18 protein-coding genes and 1 pseudogene are annotated in these 19,860 nt (G+C 64.6%); 4 read left to right on the forward strand and 15 right to left on the reverse strand.

Translation table 11 applies throughout. The features are described 5' to 3' along the window. Positions 1–18 precede the first annotated feature (18 nt). From FHG09_RS00695 to FHG09_RS00750, 12 genes and pseudogenes are all read right to left on the reverse strand, one after another. A complete protein-coding gene (locus FHG09_RS00695; RefSeq protein ID WP_152345783.1) occupies positions 19–1,611 on the reverse strand; it encodes an ABC transporter substrate-binding protein in 1,593 nt (530 codons plus the stop codon). A 94-nt stretch (positions 1,612–1,705) separates the two neighbouring features. Continuing rightward, positions 1,706–2,458: pseudogene (gene ureG / locus FHG09_RS00700) on the reverse strand (urease accessory protein UreG); the annotation flags it as partial. A 45-nt stretch (positions 2,459–2,503) separates the two neighbouring features. Continuing rightward, a complete protein-coding gene (locus tag FHG09_RS00705) occupies positions 2,504–3,385 on the reverse strand; it encodes an urease accessory protein UreD (protein ID WP_152345785.1) in 882 nt (293 codons plus the stop codon). Beyond that, entirely contained in the window at positions 3,363–4,100 is a 738-nt protein-coding gene (locus FHG09_RS00710; RefSeq protein ID WP_152345786.1) for an urease accessory protein UreF, read from the reverse strand. Before FHG09_RS00710 ends, FHG09_RS00705 begins: the two co-directional genes overlap by 23 nt. A gap of 8 nt (positions 4,101–4,108) precedes the next feature. Beyond that, the gene (locus FHG09_RS00715) at positions 4,109–5,821 is read right to left on the reverse strand and encodes an urease subunit alpha (protein ID WP_152345787.1); all 1,713 of its coding nucleotides are present in this window, start codon (positions 5,819–5,821) and stop codon (positions 4,109–4,111) included. Further along, on the reverse strand, positions 5,814–6,122 hold the full coding sequence (locus FHG09_RS20320; protein ID WP_413773137.1) for an urease subunit beta: 309 nt from the start codon (positions 6,120–6,122) through the stop codon (positions 5,814–5,816). The genes FHG09_RS00715 and FHG09_RS20320 overlap by 8 nt, the downstream gene beginning before the upstream one ends. Positions 6,123–6,430: 308 nt before the next feature. Next, positions 6,431–6,733, reverse strand: coding sequence for an urease subunit gamma (locus FHG09_RS00725; RefSeq protein ID WP_152345789.1), 303 nt, complete (start codon positions 6,731–6,733; stop codon positions 6,431–6,433). Positions 6,734–7,022: 289 nt separating this feature from the next. Then, entirely contained in the window at positions 7,023–7,823 is an 801-nt protein-coding gene (locus tag FHG09_RS00730) for a gamma-glutamyl-gamma-aminobutyrate hydrolase family protein (protein ID WP_227492468.1), read from the reverse strand. 64 nt (positions 7,824–7,887) lie between these two features. Beyond that, the gene (locus tag FHG09_RS00735) at positions 7,888–8,607 is read right to left on the reverse strand and encodes a gamma-glutamyl-gamma-aminobutyrate hydrolase family protein (RefSeq protein WP_152345790.1); all 720 of its coding nucleotides are present in this window, start codon (positions 8,605–8,607) and stop codon (positions 7,888–7,890) included. Then, entirely contained in the window at positions 8,604–9,383 is a 780-nt protein-coding gene (locus FHG09_RS00740; RefSeq protein ID WP_152345791.1) for a substrate-binding periplasmic protein, read from the reverse strand. The genes FHG09_RS00735 and FHG09_RS00740 overlap by 4 nt, the downstream gene beginning before the upstream one ends. A gap of 38 nt (positions 9,384–9,421) precedes the next feature. Further along, positions 9,422–10,900 (reverse strand): glutamine synthetase family protein, encoded by a 1,479-nt coding sequence (locus tag FHG09_RS00745; protein ID WP_152345792.1) that lies wholly within the window; start codon positions 10,898–10,900, stop codon positions 9,422–9,424. Between the two features lie 117 nt (positions 10,901–11,017). Further along, positions 11,018–12,226, reverse strand: a complete 1,209-nt coding sequence (locus tag FHG09_RS00750) for a cytochrome P450 (protein WP_152345793.1) — start codon at positions 12,224–12,226, stop codon at positions 11,018–11,020. Between the two features lie 398 nt (positions 12,227–12,624). Between FHG09_RS00750 and FHG09_RS00755 the strand changes: the two genes are divergently transcribed. The 4 genes from FHG09_RS00755 to FHG09_RS00770 all read left to right on the forward strand — a co-directional run bounded on the left by FHG09_RS00755 (position 12,625) and on the right by FHG09_RS00770 (position 16,016). Further along, positions 12,625–13,965, forward strand: a complete 1,341-nt coding sequence (locus FHG09_RS00755; RefSeq protein WP_193627229.1) for an FAD-dependent oxidoreductase — start codon at positions 12,625–12,627, stop codon at positions 13,963–13,965. Positions 13,966–13,967: 2 nt separating this feature from the next. Next, on the forward strand, positions 13,968–14,420 hold the full coding sequence (locus tag FHG09_RS00760) for a flavodoxin domain-containing protein (RefSeq protein WP_152345795.1): 453 nt from the start codon (positions 13,968–13,970) through the stop codon (positions 14,418–14,420). 103 nt (positions 14,421–14,523) lie between these two features. Further along, positions 14,524–15,288 (forward strand): FadR/GntR family transcriptional regulator, encoded by a 765-nt coding sequence (locus FHG09_RS00765; protein ID WP_193627230.1) that lies wholly within the window; start codon positions 14,524–14,526, stop codon positions 15,286–15,288. Positions 15,289–15,299: 11 nt separating this feature from the next. Next, positions 15,300–16,016, forward strand: a complete 717-nt coding sequence (locus FHG09_RS00770) for a cache domain-containing protein (protein ID WP_152345797.1) — start codon at positions 15,300–15,302, stop codon at positions 16,014–16,016. A 154-nt stretch (positions 16,017–16,170) separates the two neighbouring features. Here the strand turns inward: FHG09_RS00770 and FHG09_RS00775 are convergent, their stop codons facing one another. The 3 genes from FHG09_RS00775 to FHG09_RS00785 form a co-directional block, all read right to left on the reverse strand. Then, complete coding sequence (locus FHG09_RS00775) at positions 16,171–17,667, reverse strand: APC family permease (RefSeq protein ID WP_152345798.1); 1,497 nt, start codon at positions 17,665–17,667, stop codon at positions 16,171–16,173. Positions 17,668–18,068: 401 nt separating this feature from the next. After that, positions 18,069–18,824 (reverse strand): ABC transporter ATP-binding protein, encoded by a 756-nt coding sequence (locus tag FHG09_RS00780; protein ID WP_152345799.1) that lies wholly within the window; start codon positions 18,822–18,824, stop codon positions 18,069–18,071. After that, the gene (locus FHG09_RS00785; RefSeq protein ID WP_227492469.1) at positions 18,821–19,840 is read right to left on the reverse strand and encodes an iron chelate uptake ABC transporter family permease subunit; all 1,020 of its coding nucleotides are present in this window, start codon (positions 19,838–19,840) and stop codon (positions 18,821–18,823) included. The genes FHG09_RS00780 and FHG09_RS00785 overlap by 4 nt, the downstream gene beginning before the upstream one ends. Between the last annotated feature and the right edge of the window lie 20 nt (positions 19,841–19,860).

A 19,860-nucleotide genomic window follows, 5' to 3' on the forward strand; every position in this document is an offset into this window, starting at 1 on the left:
AACCGGTCGGGTGGGATGTCAGTTCTTCTTCCAGTCGGCCAGGTTCCACCACGGTCCCCAATCGGAGCCGTGGACGTGCGGTTCGAACGTCGTGTCGGGAATGTTCCAGCCTTCGGTGTCGGCGACGTAGGTGTGTTCGAGGAAGGCGACGATGAGGTAGCTCGGCGCCTCCATGTACGTCGACTGCACTTCGCGGTAGTCGGCATCGGCCTCGGCCCGGTCGGTTTCGACGGCGGCATGGTCGAGCAGCTCATCGGCTCCGGGGACCGCCATGTTCGCGGGGTTGTCGAAGACCCCGGAGGTCTTCGTCTGCGTGTGCAGTGAGGCTCTGATCTGGTGGTCGATGTTGAAGGGCTGCTCACCGCCGGCGTAGACGATGGCCTGCCCGGCCAGGTCCTTCTCGATGTCGTCCCATTCCTGGCCCTTGATCTCGAGCTTCACGCCCAGCTGCTCCAGCTGGGCGGAGATCTCGGCGGCGATGTCACCGCGCACCGTGTCTCCGGCCGGGTAGGTGACATCGATGACGGCTTTCTTCCCGCCCTTGGCTCGCACTCCATCGGAGCCGGCCTTCCACCCGGCCCCGTCGAGCAGCGTCTTCGCCTCATCGAGGTCGAAATCGAACTCGGCACCAGAGTCATAGGCGTCGCCGTAGAATTCGCCGACCGGCGTCGAGGCGGGTGTGCCATGGCCGCCGAGCACCTCGTCGACCAGCTTCTGACGGTCGATGGCGAGGTTGAGTGCCTTGCGCACCTCGGGATCCTGCGTGAACGGGTTGTCGCTGGGCAGAGTGAGCCCGCGCCAGTCGGCGGTGCGAGCGGTATAGATCTCCTGCCCATTGCCCTTGATCTGGTCGACCGAGCGCGGGGGCACGGCGGCGCCGGAGACCTTGCCTTCCTTGACCGCTGCGGCCAGCGCGGAGGTGTCGGCATAGGCCTGCAGGGTCACGGACTTCAGCTCCGGCGTCGTCCGCCAGTAGTCGTCGCGGGCCTTGAGCACCGCGGTGTCTTCGGTGAGCGAGTCGAGGGTATAGGCACCGGTGCCCACGGGTTCGGAGTTGACCTTCCAGTCCGCGGCCGGCGTGCCCTCTTCGATGGCTTCGGACGGCAGGATGCCGACGGCCAGGCGCGAGGTGAAGGTGGGGGACGGTTCGTCGAGTTCGAAGACGACAGTGTGATCGTCGGGCGTCTTCACCGAGGCGATCATGCGGAAGGCGTCGACGGATTCGGACGCCACCTCGGGGTCGACGATCGCCTCATACGTTGCGGCCACGTCCGCGGCATCGAAGTCCGATCCGTCGGAGAAGGTCACATCGTCGCGCAGCTTCACCGTCCACTCCGTCGAGTCGTCGTTCGCCTGCGGCTCCTCTGCGGCCAGTGCCGGTGCGAGTTCCGGCATTTCCCCTGATCCGGAGTCCTCCTGCAGCCGCAGCAGCCCGTCGTAGAAGGGTGAGTTCCCATCGACGGAGTAGCCGTTGACGGGGTTGTACCCGCCGAGGTTCTCCGTGCCGATGACCAGCTCCGAATCTCCCCCACTGGGGGCTTCGCAGCCGCTGAGCAGGAGCGCGAGTGCCCCCACACCGGCCGTCCAGGCCGTCGCCTTCCGTCTGTTCATCCGTCGTTCGACCGCCTGGGCGGCTGTCCTTCCTGTTCGTGTCTGCGCACCGAGGCGGGCGTCGGGTCCGACCCCCACCTCGGTGACGGTGTCATCAGTGGCTGTGCGCGGCTTCGCCTTCGTCGTGGGTGTGCATGTATCCGCCGCCGTCGGCGTCTTCGTCGGCGTGGAAGTGCGGGGCCATCGGGCCCGGATCCACCGGGGTGTGGTCGCCCTTGACGAAGCGGGCGTGGACCTCGCGGACCCAGTCGGCCAGGGCCTCGACGGTCTCGGGGATCTTCCGGGACACCCCGAGCACGGGGTGGCCCTCACGGGCCTCCTTCGCATCGGCGAGCATCTGTTCGACGTCGACGTCGACGTGCTCGCCTAAGTCGATCTTGTTGATCACGAGCAGGTCGGCGCGGCCGATTCCCGGTCCGCCCTTGCGTGCCACGTCGCCGCCGCCGGCGACGTCGAGGACGAACAGCTGTGCATCCACAAGTGCCGGGGAGAAAGTGGCGGTGAGGTTGTCGCCGCCGGATTCGACGAGGACGATGTCGAGCGGGTCGAAGTCCTCTTCGAGAGCCTCGACGGCGAGCAGGTTCATGCTCACGTCATCGCGGATCGCGGTGTGCGGGCAGGCACCTGTCTCGACGGCGCGGATGCGCTCCTCGGGCAGGACGCCTGCGGCCTTGAGGAAGCGGGCATCCTCGTCGGTGTAGATGTCGTTGGTGATGACGCCGATGCGGAACTCATCGGCCAGGGCCGTGCAGATGTTCGCGATCGACGAGGACTTGCCGGTCCCGACGGGTCCGGCGATTCCCAGGCGCAGTGCGCGCTTTCCGTTGCTCATGGTCTCCTCCAATGTGCGTTGCGGTTGATGTGATGGTCTTCAGGATCTCGCCGAGGCGGCTCACCGGGGCACCGCCGACCAGCCGGTCTCCCGGCCCCAGGGTTCGCCGAGTTCGGTCAGGGCCGCGTCGAGGCGTCTGCGCAGAGCCAGCCCGTCGTCGCCGAGCGAGTTGACCTGCACGCAGGTCTCGTCGATGGGCAGCAGGGCCGACCTCGGATCGGCGATGACGGTCGTGGTCGGCAGTCCCCCATCGGGTTCGACGATGACGACCGAGCCGACGCCGAGGGATCCTCCGACCACGGACGGGGTGTCGAAGCCCTTCCCGGCGGGGCCGAGATCGAAGCGTTGGATGCTCAGGGGGCGGCCGCCTCGGCGGACGTTGAGTCGGGAGCTGAGGTTCCCGGGATCCTCACCGTGGCGACCCAGCAGCAGCTCTTCGCGGAAGAACAGGCGAGCATCCTCGGCGAGGTCGATGTCGACGCGGTGCGTGTGGTGGCAGCCTTGGGCGGCGATGACGGGTTCGGGCACCCAGATCAGGGTGCCGCCCGATTCGACGGTGACTCGGCAGTGCATGAGCGAGGGATCGCCGTGGGCTCCGGGCAGGACCAGGGTCGCCGAGACCTCGCGCAGCAGCAGGGTCGAGCCGGCGCCGACGTGGACGTCGAAGATGTAATTGTCCCCGCCGAGCGGACCGGCCGCCGCAGTTGTCAGCGCCACCCGGGCGATGTCGGGGTCGCCGTCGACGAAGGGTTCGAAGCCGCTGGCTCCGGTGGGGCGTGGGACGAGTGGGGCCTGGCGGCGCAGTCCGTCGATACGGGAGCGGGTGCGGCCGTTGGGGCCGGTGCCGTCCGTGGTAGTGGCGATCGAGGCCCGGCAGGTCATCCCGCTGGCCGAGCCCTGCGGGTTGAGCGCCCAGGTCTCAGGAAGCGAAGAGTCGGACATTGTCCCCCTCGTGCAGTTCGGCGGCGAAGTCCGACAGCGGCGCGCTGAGCGCCGGAATCTCGGCCGGATCGCCGCGACCGAAGTCCGCGGCGCGTTCGGCCGCTTCGTCGAGGTCGGCGGCGAGGTCGATGATCGCACCGTGGGCTTGGAACGGATCGATGTGCATGAGCTTGACCGCAGCCGTGGCGGGACCTGTGACCGCCTCGTGGAGGATGGTCGCGGCCGTGTCGGCATCGCTCAAGCCGAGCACTCGACCGACCGCACCATAGACGAGCGGCTGCTGCAGGCCCTTCGGGAAGTCATCGAGCAGCGGGTGCGGATGGATGCTGCGCAGGGATCGGAGCATGAGCGTGCCCAGCCATGACCCGATCCGGCGCAGGGCCGGGGACGGGGTCCGAGCGATGAGCTCGGCGTCGAGATCGCGCAGGGCCGTCTCGGGGAAGGCGCCGGTCTCCGGGGTCGGCTCTGCGGTCGACGCGGAAGTGGGGGCAGCCTCGGCGAGGGCGCCCACATCCAGGGCATTCCACGCGGCCACGGCGAAGGCCGCGTTCATCAGTCCCGTCGTGTGCAGGCGACCGCGCAGGAAATCGCGCAGCCCGTCGATGTCGTTCACCCACCCCTGACGGATGGCCTGCTCGAGCCCCGCGGAATGGGCATACCCGCCGGTCGGCAGGCGCCCGTCGGCGAGGACGAGCAGTGCGGAGCGTGATCTCAAGCGCTGCCTCAGAACAGGAAGTAGCGCTGGGACATGGGCACGAACTCCGCGGGCCGGTGCTCGACGAGTTCCCCGTCGATCTTCACCGCATAGGTGTCCGTGTTGACCTCGATGTCCGGGCGGGCCGAGTTTTCGATCATGTCGTCCTTCGTGACCTTCCGCGTCGAGGTGATCGGCACGAAGTCACGCTGGACACGGTCGAGCTTGCCCGCGATGTCGTCGTCGATGGCCTGCTCGGACACGAACGCGAGGCTCGTGGCCGCCGCCGAGGCGGACCGGTAGTTGAAACCGAGTCGCTCGGACACCGGCTGCGGGGTCGGGATCGAGGCGTTCGGGTCGCCGAGAGCGGCGACCGCGGCCATTCCGCCCTTGAACACGGTGTGCGGACGGACGGCGAACATGGAGGGCTGCCAGAGCACGAAGTCGGCGAGCTTGCCCGGTTCGATCGAACCGACATAGGAGTCGATTCCGTGGGCGATGGCCGGGTTGACCGTGTACTTCGCGATATAGCGCCGTGCTCGGTTGTTGTCGGCCCGGTCGTCCCCGGCCAAGGGTCCGCGCAGCTTCTTCATCTGATGTGCGGTCTGCCAGGTGCGCATGGCGACCTCACCGATGCGGCCCATCGCCTGCGCGTCCGAGGACATGATCGACAGGGCTCCGAGGTCCTGGAGCACGTCCTCGGCCTCGATGGTGCCGGCGCGCACGCGTGATTCGGCGAAGGCGAGGTCGTTGGGCACCTGCGGGTTGAGGTGGTGGGCGACCATGACCATGTCGAGATGCTCGTCGACGGTGTTGACCGTGAACGGACGGGTCGGGTTCGTCGAGGCCGGGAGCACGTTGAGCTCCGAGGCGATCTTGATGATGTCCGGGGCGTGACCGCCGCCGGCACCCTCGGTGTGGAAGGAGTGGAAGGTCCGGCCGGCGACCGCGGCGAGCATGTCTTCGACGAATCCGGCCTCGTTGAGCGTATCCGAGTGGATGGCGACCTGGACTCCAGTGTCATCGGCCACGGACAGGGCCTTGTCGATGACGGCCGGGGTCGCCCCCCAGTCCTCGTGGATCTTGAAACCGGCGGCTCCGCCGCGCAGCTGCTCGTACATGGCCTCTTCGTTCATCGTGTTGCCGCGGCCGAGGAACAGGACGTTGACCGGCCACGGGTCCATGGACTCGAACATCCGGCCCAGCCACCAGGGGCCGGGGGTGGCCAGGGTGGCCTTCGACCCCTCGGTGGGTCCGGTGCCGCCGCCGACCATCGTCGTGGTGCCGGCCATGAGGCCGACCTCGAACTGGTCGGGGCCGACGAAGTGGATGTGGGTGTCGATGGTGCCAGGGGTCATGATCAGACCATTGCCGCTGGCCACCTCGGTGTTGGGACCGACGACGAGGTCCGGGTGGACACCATTCATCGTATCCGGGTTGCCGGATTTGCCGATGGCTGTGAACTTGCCGTCGCGGATGCCCACATCGGCCTTCACGACTCCCCAGTGGTCGAGGATGATCGCTCCGGTGATGATGAGGTCAGGGGTGCCCTCGGCGCGGGTGCGCGAGGACTGGGCCATCGATTCGCGGGCGGACTTGCCGCCGCCGAAGACGACCTCGTCGCCGCCGGCGCAGTAGTCCTTCTCGATCTCGATGACGATGTCGGTGTCGGCCAGGCGCACCCGGTCACCGACCGTCGGTCCGAACGACGCGACGTATTCCGAACGCGAAATCTCAGCCATCCAACTCTCCTCTGCAGTCTCCGCGGAATCCCAGGGCGATGCGCGCACCCTGGATCGGGATCAGTTCGACTTCTTCATCGGCTCCGGGTTCGAAGCGCATGGCACCGCCGGAGAGCACGTTGAGGCGCTTGCCCCAGGCGCGGGCGCGGTCGAACTCGAGGCCGGGGTTGACCTCGGCGAAGTGGAAGTGGGATCCGATCTGGATCGGACGGTCCGAGGTGTTGGCCACGTGCAGGGACGTCACGGCCAGTCCGGCATTGATCTCGACCGGTTCATCCTTGAGGAAGATCTCGCCGGGGATGACACGGTCGGCCGAGGTGACCGGTCTGTCGTGTTCCTGCCGGGGCGCCTGCCGTGTGCCGGAGCCGGGACGGCGGGGGCTCGACGGGCTGCTCTCACCCGAGGACGGATGGCGTTCGCGGTCGTCGTCGATGCCGGGTTCGTCGATGACGGTGGTCTCGGCCTCGTCGTAGCTGCGGCCGGGGTCGTCGGTGGCGTGTTCGGCCTCGAGGTGGCGGTCCTCGGGCTGGAGCTCTTCGTTTTCGAACGGGTTGTCGTCGAGAGACTTGTTGTCGTCGTTCTGCTCGCCGGGGGCGTTCTCGTTGCTCATCATTGCAGCGGCCCCGTCACCGTGACGAGCTTCGTTCCGTCGGGGAACGTCGCCTCGACCTGAACCTGTGTGAGCATTTCGGGAACCCCTTCCATGACGTCGTCTTTGGCCAGCACGTGGCGGCCGGATTCCATGAGGTCGGCGACGGATTTGCCGTCGCGCGCTCCTTCGAGCAGGTACGAGGTGATGATCGCCGTCGCCTCGGGCAGGTTGAGTTTGAGGCCACGGTCTTTGCGCTCGAGCGCAAGCTTTCCGGCGGTGTAGATCATCAACCGCTCTTGTTCATACAGACTGAGAAACACTGCTACTCCCGGTGAAGTCGGCTGGACAGCGTCGATTCGCTCGGATGATCTGGACTGCCTGCGTCGCCCCGGGTGGTTCCGACCCGATTCGCAACCGGCATCGCCTATGCCGGAATTCGGCCTCTCACCCGCGAGAATGCGCTCATGCTCGCTACTCTACCCACCGGCCGGGGCCAGTCAAGCCCGGAGAGCGGGTCGGTTTCGATCGGTGACGGACACCACCGGAAGGGCGGCCGGGACGGTGACGGACACCACCGGGTCGGGGCCGGCTCGGTGGCGCCGGCCGGGCTCAGACCGTGAGCGCGGCCGCCCTCCGCGACCTCACCTGGTCGAGGAAGGCGGTGAAGAGGATCTGTCGGTCCTGCTCGTCGGCACCTTGCTCCTCCGGGTGCCACTGCACGCCGAGGATCCAGGAGTTCTCGATCCGTTCGGTGGCCTCGACGACCCCGTCGGCAGCAAGTGCGCCCACGCGCAGGCCCTCCCCCACACGTTCGACTGCCTGGTGGTGGCCGTTGCGCACCGTGAGTTCGTCCTGTCCGTAGAGGTCGTGGACGATGGTGCCGGGCATCAGCGACACGGTCTCATCGATGAACAGCGGCTGCCCGGGAGCGCCCTTGTGCAGGTCGAAGGGGTCGAGGTCGGGGATGAGCGATCCCCCGCAGGCGACGTTGAGCAGCTGTGAGCCTCGGCAGAGCGCGAGGAGAATCGCATCATCCGCCATCGCCGATCGGATGATCGCGATCTCGCGATCATCGGCCCGCCGATCTCTGCCGTATTCGTTCGGCACCGGTCCGGTGTGCCCGTACAGCTGCGAGTCGACGTCGCCTCCGCCGAGCACGAGGATGCCGTCGGCTCGCGTGATGGCATCCTCATCGGGTGCGGCGTCCGCTCCGACGTCGTGGATTGAGACCCGCGCACCGAGGCGGTGCAGATCGTCGACGGCCGTGACGGTCAGAGCCCGTTGCAGGGCGACCGAATCTTCGGTCTGTCCAGGCATATTCAGCTGCACGACCACCGCGATCTCGACATCCGCCGTATCAGCGGGTGCCGTCCGCAGCACGTCGTCGTGCGTGAGAACATTCCGGTTCACTTCACTCCTTGAAAGTCGATTCGTCCGTTGACGATATGCGCCGCGCTCGGATCGAGGCGGCGGTTCAGACTGCTGCCCCGAGGCGGCTGCGCATGCGCTCTCTCGCCTGAGCGACCACCCAGGCGAAGAGAGCGCTGTCGACGGCTTCGGTCTCCGCGCGATCCTCGGGATGCCATTGCACAGCGACGATCGCGTGGTTCGGATCCTCGACGGCTTCGATGCACCCGTCGGCTGCGCGGGCTGTGACCTGCAGGCCCTCACCGAGGCGGTCGATGGCCTGGTGATGGTAGCTGGAGACATCTGCCGCACCGGAAAGGCCGAGGGCCTCGGACAGCCGGGAGCACTGTGCCACCTCGATCGGGTGGACGGCGCCGACGTGCGCGACCTCGGCTTCGGGCCAATGCTGGTACAGACTGCCACCGCGTTCGACATTCCACAGCTGCAGTCCGCGACAGATGAGCAGAGTGGGGAGGCCCTGCTCTTCAGCCGCTGCGATGGCCCGCGAATCGGCCTGGTCCTGGTCATCGAAGTCGGTGCCGGCATACGTCTCGTCGGGTTCCTGTCCGTAGCGTCGCGGATCGATGTCCGAGCCGCCCGGAAGCACGATGCCGTCGACGTGCGACAGCAGTCCGCTGTCGAGGACCGGGGGAATGACGATCGGCTCTCCTCCGGCCAGCGCGATGGCACGGAGCACGGCGTCCGCCACGACGCTGCCGGAATGACGAAGGCCATTCACCTTCGCCGAGGACATCGCGGGGACTCCGATGAACGGCCGCTCCCTCATACCGCGGCTCCTTCGGCATCGTCGGCAGCTGACGTCGTCGCCAGTCCGGCTTCGAGGGTCTCGGCGGGGAACGGAAGATGAGGCATCCATTCCGACCACGCCCGTTCGAGCGAACCGTCCTCAATGACCTGTCGGATCCCGGCGTCGAGTCGTTCGAGCAGCTCTGGTCGGTCCTTGGACACGCCGACGCCCCAGGGGTTCCGGGTCTGAGCTGTGAAGGCCAGGTCGAATTCGGGCTCGTCTCCGAGGGGAACAGTGACCACATCGTCGTCGACCATGGCGTCGACGGTGCGGTCCCTGACCGCCTGGATCATATCGCCGAAGACATCGTCGGTGGGTCCGAACGGAACGAGCTCGGCTCCGGGGAACGTCTCGGCCAGGGCCATGTTCGCACTGCCTTCGATCGCCGCCACCTTGTAGCCGCGCAGATCCTCCGGCCCGCAAGCCGGGTCGTCGGCCCGCACCAGCACTGATTCGTTGAACACGGCGTAGGGGCGAGTGAAGTCGAGCTGTGCCACGCGGGACGGGATGATCCCCTGCCCACACCACACACCGTCGGCCTCACCACGCTGGACCGACGGAATCATGTCGTCCCACGCCACAACGTGCCATTCGAGCCTGAGCCCGAGGGCGTCAGCAACCAGCGCAGCGGCGTCGGGTTCGTAGCCGGTGCGGGTCACTCCGCCGTCGGCCGATTTGTCGAACAGGGGTGCGGCAGCCGAATCGATGCACGCCAAGCGGAGAACGCCTCCGGACGCGTCGCCGGATTCTGACACGTCAGGATTCGCGGCCCGTTCTGCATTGTCCACGCCGCTCACGGGATGGCCTGCCAGTACTGGTCGAACTCCCACTGCGTGAGCGCACCGCAGTACTGCGCCCACTCGTTCTCCTTCATCTCGAGATAGGTATCAGCGAGTTGCGGTGGCAGTGCCGTGCGGATGAAGTGGTTGTCGCGGAATGCCTCGACGGCGTCACCGAGTGTGCGCGGCAGGTCGACTCCCTGCGCTCCCGCTGCCGGCGGCTCTACCTGGTTGCCGATTCCGTCGGCGGCGGCTGCAGCCAGCAGTGAATGGGAGAGATAGGGGTTGACCGAGGCGTCGGGGACCCTGACCTCGGCGCGTCCGTTCGAGGAGATCCGGATCATCGATGCACGATCATCGAGTCCCCAGTCGGCGGTTGCCGGCGCGAACTGGCCCGGGTCCCAGAAACGCTTGTACGAGTTCACCGTCGAGGCGAAGATGAGCATCATGGCGGGAGCATTCTTGATGATGCCGCCGACGACCCACCGTCCGATCTGTGAGAGGTGGAGGTCCTTTACTCCCGCATCTTCGAAGGTGTTGCGGCCGCTTTCGTCCCACAGGGAGATGTTGTGGTGGCATCCGGCGCCCATCTCACCGATGAAGGGCTTGGGCATGAATGAGGCTTCGACGTCGAATTCGCGAGCGACCTGCGAGCAGATCTGCCGATAGGTGACCAATCGGTCCGCGGTCCTCTCGATCTCGTCGAAGTTCCAGTTGAGCTCGATCTGTCCCTTGTCCTCGTAGTCGCCTTCGATCATGTCGAAGCCGAGGGCATTGGCGTATTCATGGACTCGCTTGTAGATGGGGCGCATGCCTTCGAGGTATTCGACCTGATAGGCAGGGTTGTAGCCCGGAATCGTCTTCGGCTTGATCGATTCGCCGACCCAGACCATCTCCGGTTCGGTTCCGGATTTCATGGTCAGCCCGAAATGATCCTTGAGCAGCTGGTGCGTGCGCTTCATGTGGGCGCGGGAATCGTGGAAGTTCGGTCGGCCGGCGATCTCGCCGAGGTGATCCGGTTCGTAGGTCGAGCAGAAGATCCGCCCGATCGACTTGTCCCAGGGGAGCTGATTGAACGAGTCGGGCTCGGGCATCGCGACGAATTCCTTCGATCGGATGTCGGCGCCGATGGGGTTTCCGAACACGTCGTTCTGGAAGTCCATGAGTGCGTTGCGTGTGAAGTTCACACCTTTGTCCAGGTTGCGCACGATGTGCTTGGCCGGAACCATCTTCGCGACGGTGCGCGAACGCAGCGTCGGGACCATGTAATAGAGATATTCGACGCCGGAGCGCTCGATCTTCTCTTTGATCTCTTCGACGGTGTCATTGTCCATATTCGCCGAATGGTGGCGCTCGAGGGCGCTGTTGTCGAGGAGATCGTCCTGGATCGAGGATTTGAAGGCCTCGGCGAGGTTCGTGTCGGCCGAGTCCCTCCGGCGCAGGAGTTCCTGCATGCACGGATCCTCGGTGGTGAGCGGAGTTGTGATGGTCATGTCTTCCTCTTCTCGCGGACCGGCGACGATGCCGGGTTCTGAGTTCGGCGGGTGCCGAAGTTGTGTGCGGTCGGTGATGAGGTGCGGTTGTCTGGTGAAGTGCTGACGCGTCAGCGCTCAGCTGCGAACGTCGAACGTCAGCGGCAGGCCGATCGGTCCTGTGTTGCCTGAGTCAGGAAGCCACGTGTCGCCTCCTGGACAGGCGAGGTTGGTGATCTTGGCAGCCAGGAGCGGCAGCGCCTGGCTCATATCGGCTCTGGCGATGTAGTGGCCCAGGCAGTGATGGATTCCGCCGCCGAAGGTGAAGTGGGGCTTCCGGTCTTCTGCCGTGATGTCGATATCGGGGTCGGGGTAGGCTCGTTCATCTGTTCCCGAACTGTGGGTGAACAGGTGGACGGTGGTGCCGGCTTCGAAGTGCACTCCCTGGAAGTCGAAGTCCTCGATGACTTCCCGTGTCACCCACCTGGTCGTCGGATTGACGCGCAGCACTTCTTCGAGCGCCGGCTTGGCCAATTCGGGCCGCTGCGCCAGGATCTCCCATTGTTCGGGGTTTCGGATGAACGTCTGGATTGCCAGACCGAGCTGGTTGCGGGTGGTGTCCATACCGCCGAAGAGCATGAGCACCAGTGCATTGCGCAGCTCTTCGGCATCCAGCTTGTCTCCGGACTCGCTGAAATGGACCAGTCGCGACACGACGTCCTGACCGGGGTCGGCACGTCGTTCCTCGATGAGGTCTTCGACGAATGCGTACAGCTCCCTGACTGCCTGGTCGACTTCGTCGATCTTCTCTTTGACCTCGACCGACAGCGCATAGCCGACAGTGTTCGCGCGGGAGGCGATGAACGGCCAGTGCTTGTGGTCGAGGCCCATCATCGCGCACAGCGCCCGAGTCGCGAACGGTTCGGCGAAGTCACGCACGAAATCGCATTCGCCCTTGTCGGCGAAGTCGGCGATGAGCTCTTCGGCGATCTCTGCGAACTCCGGTTCGAGTTTGCGTGCCATCGATGGTGAGAACGCGGGGTTGAGGAGTCGGCGGATGCGGTGGTGCTCGTCGCTTTCGAGGACGAGCAGATTCCTGCTCCACCAATCGTGGAAGGCGCCCGAATGGACTCCGTGATGATCGGGCCAGCGTGCGCTGCCCTGCGACAGCTTCTGGTCCTTGAGCAGGGCGGCGACCTCGTCGTAGCGCAGGACCGCAAAGCCGTAGTTGGTCGTGGCGATCCATGACTGCTCACGTACGTCTCTGACCTGCTCGGATGCCATGGCGAAATCCGGATCTGAGATGTCGAGATACGGAATCTCTGCTGTATCGACCGTGGTGGTCATCGTGTTCACACTCCCGCGAGTCCTCGTTGATCTACGCTTGAACTAAACATTCACTTATGAATGAATGATCTCAATGAATCAAATCACAGCCATCCCGGCAGCGCAAGACCTCTGCGGTGATTTCCGAACTGGTCGACGTCTTCGATTCGCCGTCAATATCCCGTCAGGTCAGTCTCCGCGGCGTCCTCGAGAGCCGTCGGGCAGCGCCGAGACGATGTAAGGGCTTGCCGAATTCCCGTCGATCCGCAATGATTGAAAAACAGATGTTATTGATTTCTGTCCCCGATCGCTGTCGGAAGTCTCGACTCTGCCGTCCCTGAGGGACCCAGCGATCACGACGACCGGTGGTCGATCACCGGGGTTCAATGGAGAAATCGTCGACCGATGGAGGCCGAACAATGAATGCCCAGACACCTCGCCGCGTTGCCGTCATCGGCAGCGGGCCGGGAGGATGCTTCACGGCGCAGGCGCTGAGACGACACTGGAAAGATGCAGAGATCACGATTTTCGATCGTCTCGCCGCGCCGTACGGACTGATCCGCTACGGAGTCGCCGCCGACCACCAGCACACGAAGGCCGTGACTCGGCAGTTCGATCGCAACTTCCTCTCCGAGGACTTCCGCTTCGCCGGAAACGTCGAGGTCGGCAGCGACATCGGCTTGGCCGACCTCAGAGCCGCCTTCGACATCGTCGTCCTTGCGACAGGGCGCTGGCGTGATCGCGCCCTGACGGTGCCGGGATCTCATCTGAATGGTGTGCTGGTCTCCGGAGACATCGTCAATGCGCTCAACACCGTTCCCCGACCGAATCTGCCGATGCCGTCCATCGGCGAACGAGTCGTGGTCGTGGGAGCCGGCAATGTCGCGCTCGACATGGTGCGCTTCCTCATCAAGACCGCTTCCGACTACGTCGACAGCGATGTCAGCCCGGAAGCGCTCGGAACCTATCTGTCACGACCGGCACGCGAGATCACGGTGCTCAGCCGCTCTCCGATCGCTTCAGCCAAGGCAGATGTCGCGATGGTTCGCGAGCTCGGGAAGATCTCAGGAATCGCCTTCTCCGTCGCCAACTCGTCTTCTGCCGCAGAGGACAACACGCTCGGACTCAAACGGGAGGCGGCCTTCGCCGAGCTCGCGGCTGTCACACCTGATGAGCCACGCGCGGAAGTGCGCTTCGTCTTCGGGGCCACCCCCTCACGCATCCGCGGCACCGACCACGTCGAGTCCGTCCACCTCTCAGAGGCACCCGCAGGAGAAGCCGGCGTCATTCCTGCCGATACCGTCATCTCGGCGATCGGCTTCGATGTCAACGCACCGGGCCATTGGCACTACGCGGAAGAGTACGACTTCGCTCCCTCCGACGGACCGGGGAGACTCGAATGCGGCCTCTACCGAGCGGGCTGGCTCAAGCGCGGACCGGTCGGGGCGATCCCTGCCAACCGGGCCGATGCCCACCAGGTCGCGAAGGAGATCATCGCCGACGTCGAGTCCGGCAGATGCCCCGTCGGAGACGACCCCGGCGGCTTCGAGGCACTTCCGGAGACTCTGCGCAGTCAGGCCGTGAGCTTCTCCGACTGGCAGCACATCGATGCCGCCGAAGTGGCCAACGCAGAATCATCGCGGATCCGGACGAAGTTCAGAACTCATGACGAAATGCTCGATACGGTCGGGAGCCTCAGAGCGAACGACTCAGCCGCCGGCCCGCATCCCACCCTGTCACGCCCTTTGGTGAAAGGATAACCATGAACATCGTCGTCCTCTACGGAACCGAGTCGGGAAATTCCGAGCTCATCGCTCAGGACCTCTCTGACAGAATCAACGCCGAAGACCGGTCCGCCGAAGTCTTCGATCTTCAGGACTTCGAACCCGAGTCCATCACAGCCGAGAACTTCTACATCATCGTGTGCTCAACACACGGCGACGGAGAACTGCCCAACACCGCCCAGGGCTTCTTCGAGAAGTTCTCCGAATTCGAGGGCGATCTGACCGGCGTCCGCTATGCGATGTTCGGTCTGGGCGACAGCTTCTACGAGGAGACCTACTCCCAAGGCAGCGAGCACATCGATCGTCGCTTCGCCGAGCTCGGCGCAGAACGGGTCGGTGAGTACGGCCGCCACGACGCCTCTTCCTGGGATCTGCCGAGCGATGTCGCGCTCGAGTGGCTGCCCGCGGTCGTCTCCGCAGCTGACGCCTGAGCGGTCAGCGGCTGCGTTCCTGGGGCGACCGCACCCGTCAGGACAGTCACGTCCAGACGGTAGGATCGAGCAAGGCGATGCGACCCCAGGAGGTGCAGGACTGTTGAGCCAGGCATTCAGGTACGTGCTTGCTTCTCACGGATCGAGCGGACCATTCGGCTACGGTGACGCCCTCGCCGATCAGATCGTCTCTGCGATATCTCTGGGATCGATCTCGGTCGGCGAACGCCTGCCGGCCGAAGTCGAACTGGCGGAGGAGTTCAATGTCGCCGTGGCGACTCTGCGGAAGAGTCTTGCGCTGCTGCGGGACCAGGGCATCGTCGAAACCCGTCGGGGTCGCGGCGGCGGAACCTTCATCGTCAAGGTCCCTTTTCCCTCCGACGAACAGATCAGCACCTATCTCGCCAGTCTGTCCATCGTGGCCTACCGCGACTACGGCGATGAGCACACGGCTGTCGCCACCGGCATCGTCCGCTTGGCGTGTCAGCGCGCCCATTCCCAGGCCATCGGCGAGCTCCGCCATGCCGCAGAGAGACTCGAGGACGCGACGACTCTCGCAGAATGTTCGGCCGCCGATTCCCGATTCCACACCCAGCTGGGCGTCGTCTCCCAATCGCCGAGGCTGCTGCGCGCATCCATGCGCCTGCAGAGTGAGATACTGGCGCTGAAATGGTCACCCGCCGGTGCAGCCGTTCAGAAGAACGAGGTTCTTGCGGACAACACCGAGATCGTCGAAGCTGTCGCCGCTCACGACATCGAACGCGCCGAGCGTGCGGTCGAGGCGAATATCAGGAAGACTGTCTACAGTCTCATCGACGTCAAGCTGACCATCGAATCGATCGGCGCTGACCAGTCGGCCATGCAGTGAGGAGGAGCGACATGACCAATTCGGCGGTACATGACGTTGCACGGGAACTCTCGGCCTGGGCCGACGGCCTGTTTCTCGGACTCGAGGACCTCGAACGCAGACTCAGTGCCCATCTCACCGCTGATTTCGCGGGAGAACCACCGTTCGAGGTCGGCCGGAAGGCTCGTGCGGCGCTGGGAGCCGATGTCTCGGACTTCCTCGGCGCACATTCCGGATTCGACGGAGCCGGGCTCATCTTCAAACTCGATGTGCTCGAGCCGTCCACGGCCCGCCTCGAGTGGTGGATCACCGACGGCGATGATGTCGCACGCAGAGACTTCGTCCTCGATCGCAGCTCGGACCGGTTCTACGACTACGAATACCTCGAATGGTTCGAAGGCGGCTTCAACGCCGGGACTCGGACCTTGGCCGGTCCCTATATCGACCATCTCGGTGTCGATGACTACATCGTCACCCTCACTGTTCCGTGCCACGTCAACGGCCGCAGGGTCGGGGTCGCCGGAATCGATATCCTCATGAACGACGCCGAGTCACAGCTGCTGCGGATGCTCGCACCGCTCGGCCATGGCGCGGCCCTGCTCAGCAGGCATAATCAGGTGCTCGTCGGAAACTCGGGAGAGCTGAGCACCGGGGTGCGGATTGCGGTGATGCCGCCGGGGTATTCGCGCCTGCCTCTGGACGTGACAGGTGTGGATCTCAGTCTGCTCTACCGCGACGACGAGAGCTGAGCCGGCACCACGGTTCCCAGACGTCAGGCTGATTCCTGAGCGGGAAGAGCGGCCCCTGTCCTATCGGCAGGGGCCGCTCTTTCGCGCCGGGTCTTCCGCGCGCTGATTCCGTGCGACGCCGGGTCGGCTCTGCAGCCGACCCGGCGAACCGATCTCAGTCGAGCTTCGTCAGTTCGGGCACCGCATGTGCGAACGACGTCGCATCTCCGCCCTCTCGCCCACGGCGCTCAGGATGGGAGATGAACAGATACACTGCGCCGACTCCCACGACGACCAGTGACATGAGCCCCACGATCCATGCGTCGTACCAGGGCACGTCCGGAACCGGCCACACGACGATGACCATGGCGAAGATCTGATAGACCAGAGCCGAGATCGAGATCAGCCAGCCCCACTTGCCCATGGTGAACTCGCCGCTGGGCTTCCAACCCTTCACTCGTGCCCTGATCGAGGCGAACACCACCGAGGCGAATGCCAGGTAGATGCCGAACGAGGCGAAGGAGATGATGGCCAGGAGTGCGTTCTCGCTCAGCAGCGAGATGAGGATGACAGCCGAAGGGATCGCGCCGGCGACGATGAGCGCATACGGAGGAACCGCACGAGTCCGACTGAACTTTGCGAGCAGGTGCGAGAACGGGAGCTGATTGTCGCGACCCATCGAGTACATCAGGCGCGATGCGGCCGCCTGCAGAGAGATCGTGCAGGACAGGAACGACACCAGGACGACCGCCATCACCAGCTTGAAGCCGACCGGCCCGAAGGCCTCGAGGAAGACGACGGTGATCGGGTCCGGAATCGTGCCGTTGATGATGTCCTCGAAGCTGCCCACCGACAGGATCAGTCCGAGCGCGATGAACATCGAGGCGAGACCGCCGACGTAGATCGTCATCCGCATCGCCTTGGGGATGACACGACCGGGGTTGCGCACCTCCTCGGCGACGTCACCGTTGGCTTCGAAGCCGTAGTAGAGGTAGATGCCCATGATCGCAGCACCGATGAAGGCGAGTGCGAATGGGGTCTGTTCCTGCAGATCAGCCGGTCGGAAGTCCTGAAACAGCACCGACAGGTCGTGCTTGCGCACCGTGACCAGCAGCCATACGCCGATCGCCGCTGTCGCGAAGATCTCGACGACGAAGCCGACGAATGCAACATTGGCCAGGAACTTCGTCCCGCACAGATTGGCGATGGTGGCGAGGAAGATGATGAACAGCGCCAAGACCACGTTGGCGATCGGGGACATTTCGATACCGAGGAGGGCACCGAGGAACGGGCCGGCACCGTAGGCCACCGAGGCGATGGTGACGTTGATGGCGATCATGTAGATCCAGCCGCTCATCCAGCCCCACTTCTTCCCCCAGAGATGCTTGTTCCAGGGGTAGATTCCGCCGGCGATCGGATACTGGGAGACCACTTCGCCGAAGACGGTGGCCACGAGGAGCTGTCCGGCTCCGGCGAGGATCAGCATCCAGAAAGCCGGCGGTCCGGCCAGCGCCATCGACGCGGCGAAGGTCGCATAGACGCCGACGACCGGGGACAGATAGGTGAATCCGAGGGCGAGGTTGCCCCAGAACCCCATGTCCCGTTTGAAGTCTCCGCCCTCGTCGTGAGCATCGCTGCTCGCAATGGGATTGAGTGATGATTGAGTGTCCATGCTCCCGATTCCTTCTTTGGAGTCGAAGCTCGCCCTCCACGCAGCCTTCGGTCCCACAGCAGTCTGTTCGAACCACATATACGACGTGGTCGGCTCTGACGGTGCGAAGTGCCGGCATGGCAAGGTTCGCTGAACTAAAACCTATGTAAATGTTTCTTTAAACGGCCCCGGCGCCTAATCGCTCGGACCAGGAGCCGAAGCGCTTTGCCCCCGAACAGCCTGAATTTGAACTTCTCCCCCTTGAAATGTCACGGCTTCGAGGTCTCTCTGAGCAGACAGATCATCAATGGTCTGCCTTGCGGGTCACCAGAATACTATCAACTCTAGATGTTTAAGCAAGAGATTTTTCGCAACAGTTGTGACACAGGTCTCTTCATACCCGGTCAGCGAGCCCGAACGCGTCAGTAGTACACGGCCAGCGGGCCGCGCGGGCCGTCGACGACGTCGACCGGGGTGTCGAAGACTCGTGTGAGCACCTCGGCGGTCATGATCTCTTCGGGCGGGCCGAACTCGACGACCTTCCCCTGCTTCACCGCGCATATGTGGTCGGCGTAGTGACCGGCGAAGTTGATGTCGTGGAGGACGATGACGATGGTCCGATCCATCTCGGCCGCGGCCCGTCGCAGGTGCTGCATCATCTGCACGGAGTGCTTCATGTCGAGGTTGTTGAGCGGCTCGTCGAGGAGCACGTAATCGGTGTCCTGGGCGAGCACCATCGCCACATACGCCCGCTGCCGCTGTCCGCCGGAGAGCTCGTCGATGAACCGGTTCTCCAGGTCACCGAGCTCGAGGAAATCGACAGCCTGAGAGATGATCTCCTCGTCAGCTGCGGTCAGTCGCCCCTTGGAATAGGGGAAGCGGCCGAATCCGACGAGCTGCCGGATCGTCAGCCGGGTGATGAAGTGGTTCTCCTGCCGCAGGATCGACACGACCTTGGCCAGGTCCTTCGACTTCGTCGAACTCACGTCATAACCGGCCACTGCGATGGCTCCGGAGTCGAGCCCGAGCAGCCTGCCGACCATCGTCAGCAGAGTAGACTTTCCCGCACCGTTGGGACCGACCAGCGCGGTCACCCCGCCGGTCGGGATCTGCAGATCGACGGGTCCGATCTCGATCTCGTCGCTGTAGGTTTTGCGGACATCGCTCAGTGTGATCACAGGCGTCCCTTTCTCATGATGACGACGAGGAATGCCACGCCGCCGACGACCTCGACGATGATCGAGACGACGCCCTGGGCGTAGAAGATGTTCTTCATGACGAAGTACGCCCCGCCGAGGACCGTGAACGCGATGAGGGCCGCCATCGGCAGGATGTACTTGTGGTCATAGGTGTCGGAGAACTGGTAGGCGAGCATTGCGACGAGGAATCCGAGGAAGACCATCGGTCCGATCATCGACACGGACACGGCCATGAGGACGGAGACGAAGAAGAGGATCTTCATCATCTCGAATTTGTGGTTGAGACCGAGGCTGCTCGTCGTGTCCCGGCCCAGCGCGAGGACGTTGAGCCTCCCGGAGCTGACATAGATCGCGAAGCAGGCGAGCACGCACAGCGGGATCGCGAGCGGCAGATAGGCCGAGTCCGAGTTCGCGATCGATCCGAAGAGTCGGGCGGAGAGGATGTCGAACTCGCTCGGCGTCAGGGTCCGCTGCATGAAGGTCGCGATCGAGCCGAGCCCACCGCCGATGACGACTCCGATGAGCAGCATGATCGCCACGCTGCCGTGCCTGCCGGAGAGCAGCCAGCCATACAGCGCCAAGGACAGGCCGATCATGACCACCAGCTGGATGGCGAACGGCGTCAGTCCCTTGAGATCGACGATCGCGGTGACGCCGAAGAAGTACATCGCCCCGGTCTGGATCGCCACATAGAGAGATTCGAAGCCCATGATCGACGGGGTGATGATGCGGTTGTTCGTCACCGTCTGGAAGGCGACGGTGGCGAAGGCCTGACTGAGCGCGACGATCGCGAGGACGACGAGGTTCTTCACTCGCAGCTGGGCGATGAGCCAGAATCCGTCGTCGGTGATGGGCATCGGATTGTCCCAGGCCAGGAGGCCGAGCGCGACCGCCGCCGAGACGATGACGAGTCCGGCCATGATCACCCAGTACCGGCGGCGTGCCCGCGAGGTGGGCAGCGAAGCCGCCGACCGCTGCGGTGGACGAGGAGCCACCCCCGATTCCGACCCGGAAG

The sequence above is a fragment of the Brevibacterium sp. CFH 10365 genome, from assembly GCF_009299785.1.
Classification (GTDB): domain Bacteria; phylum Actinomycetota; class Actinomycetes; order Actinomycetales; family Brevibacteriaceae; genus Brevibacterium; species Brevibacterium limosum.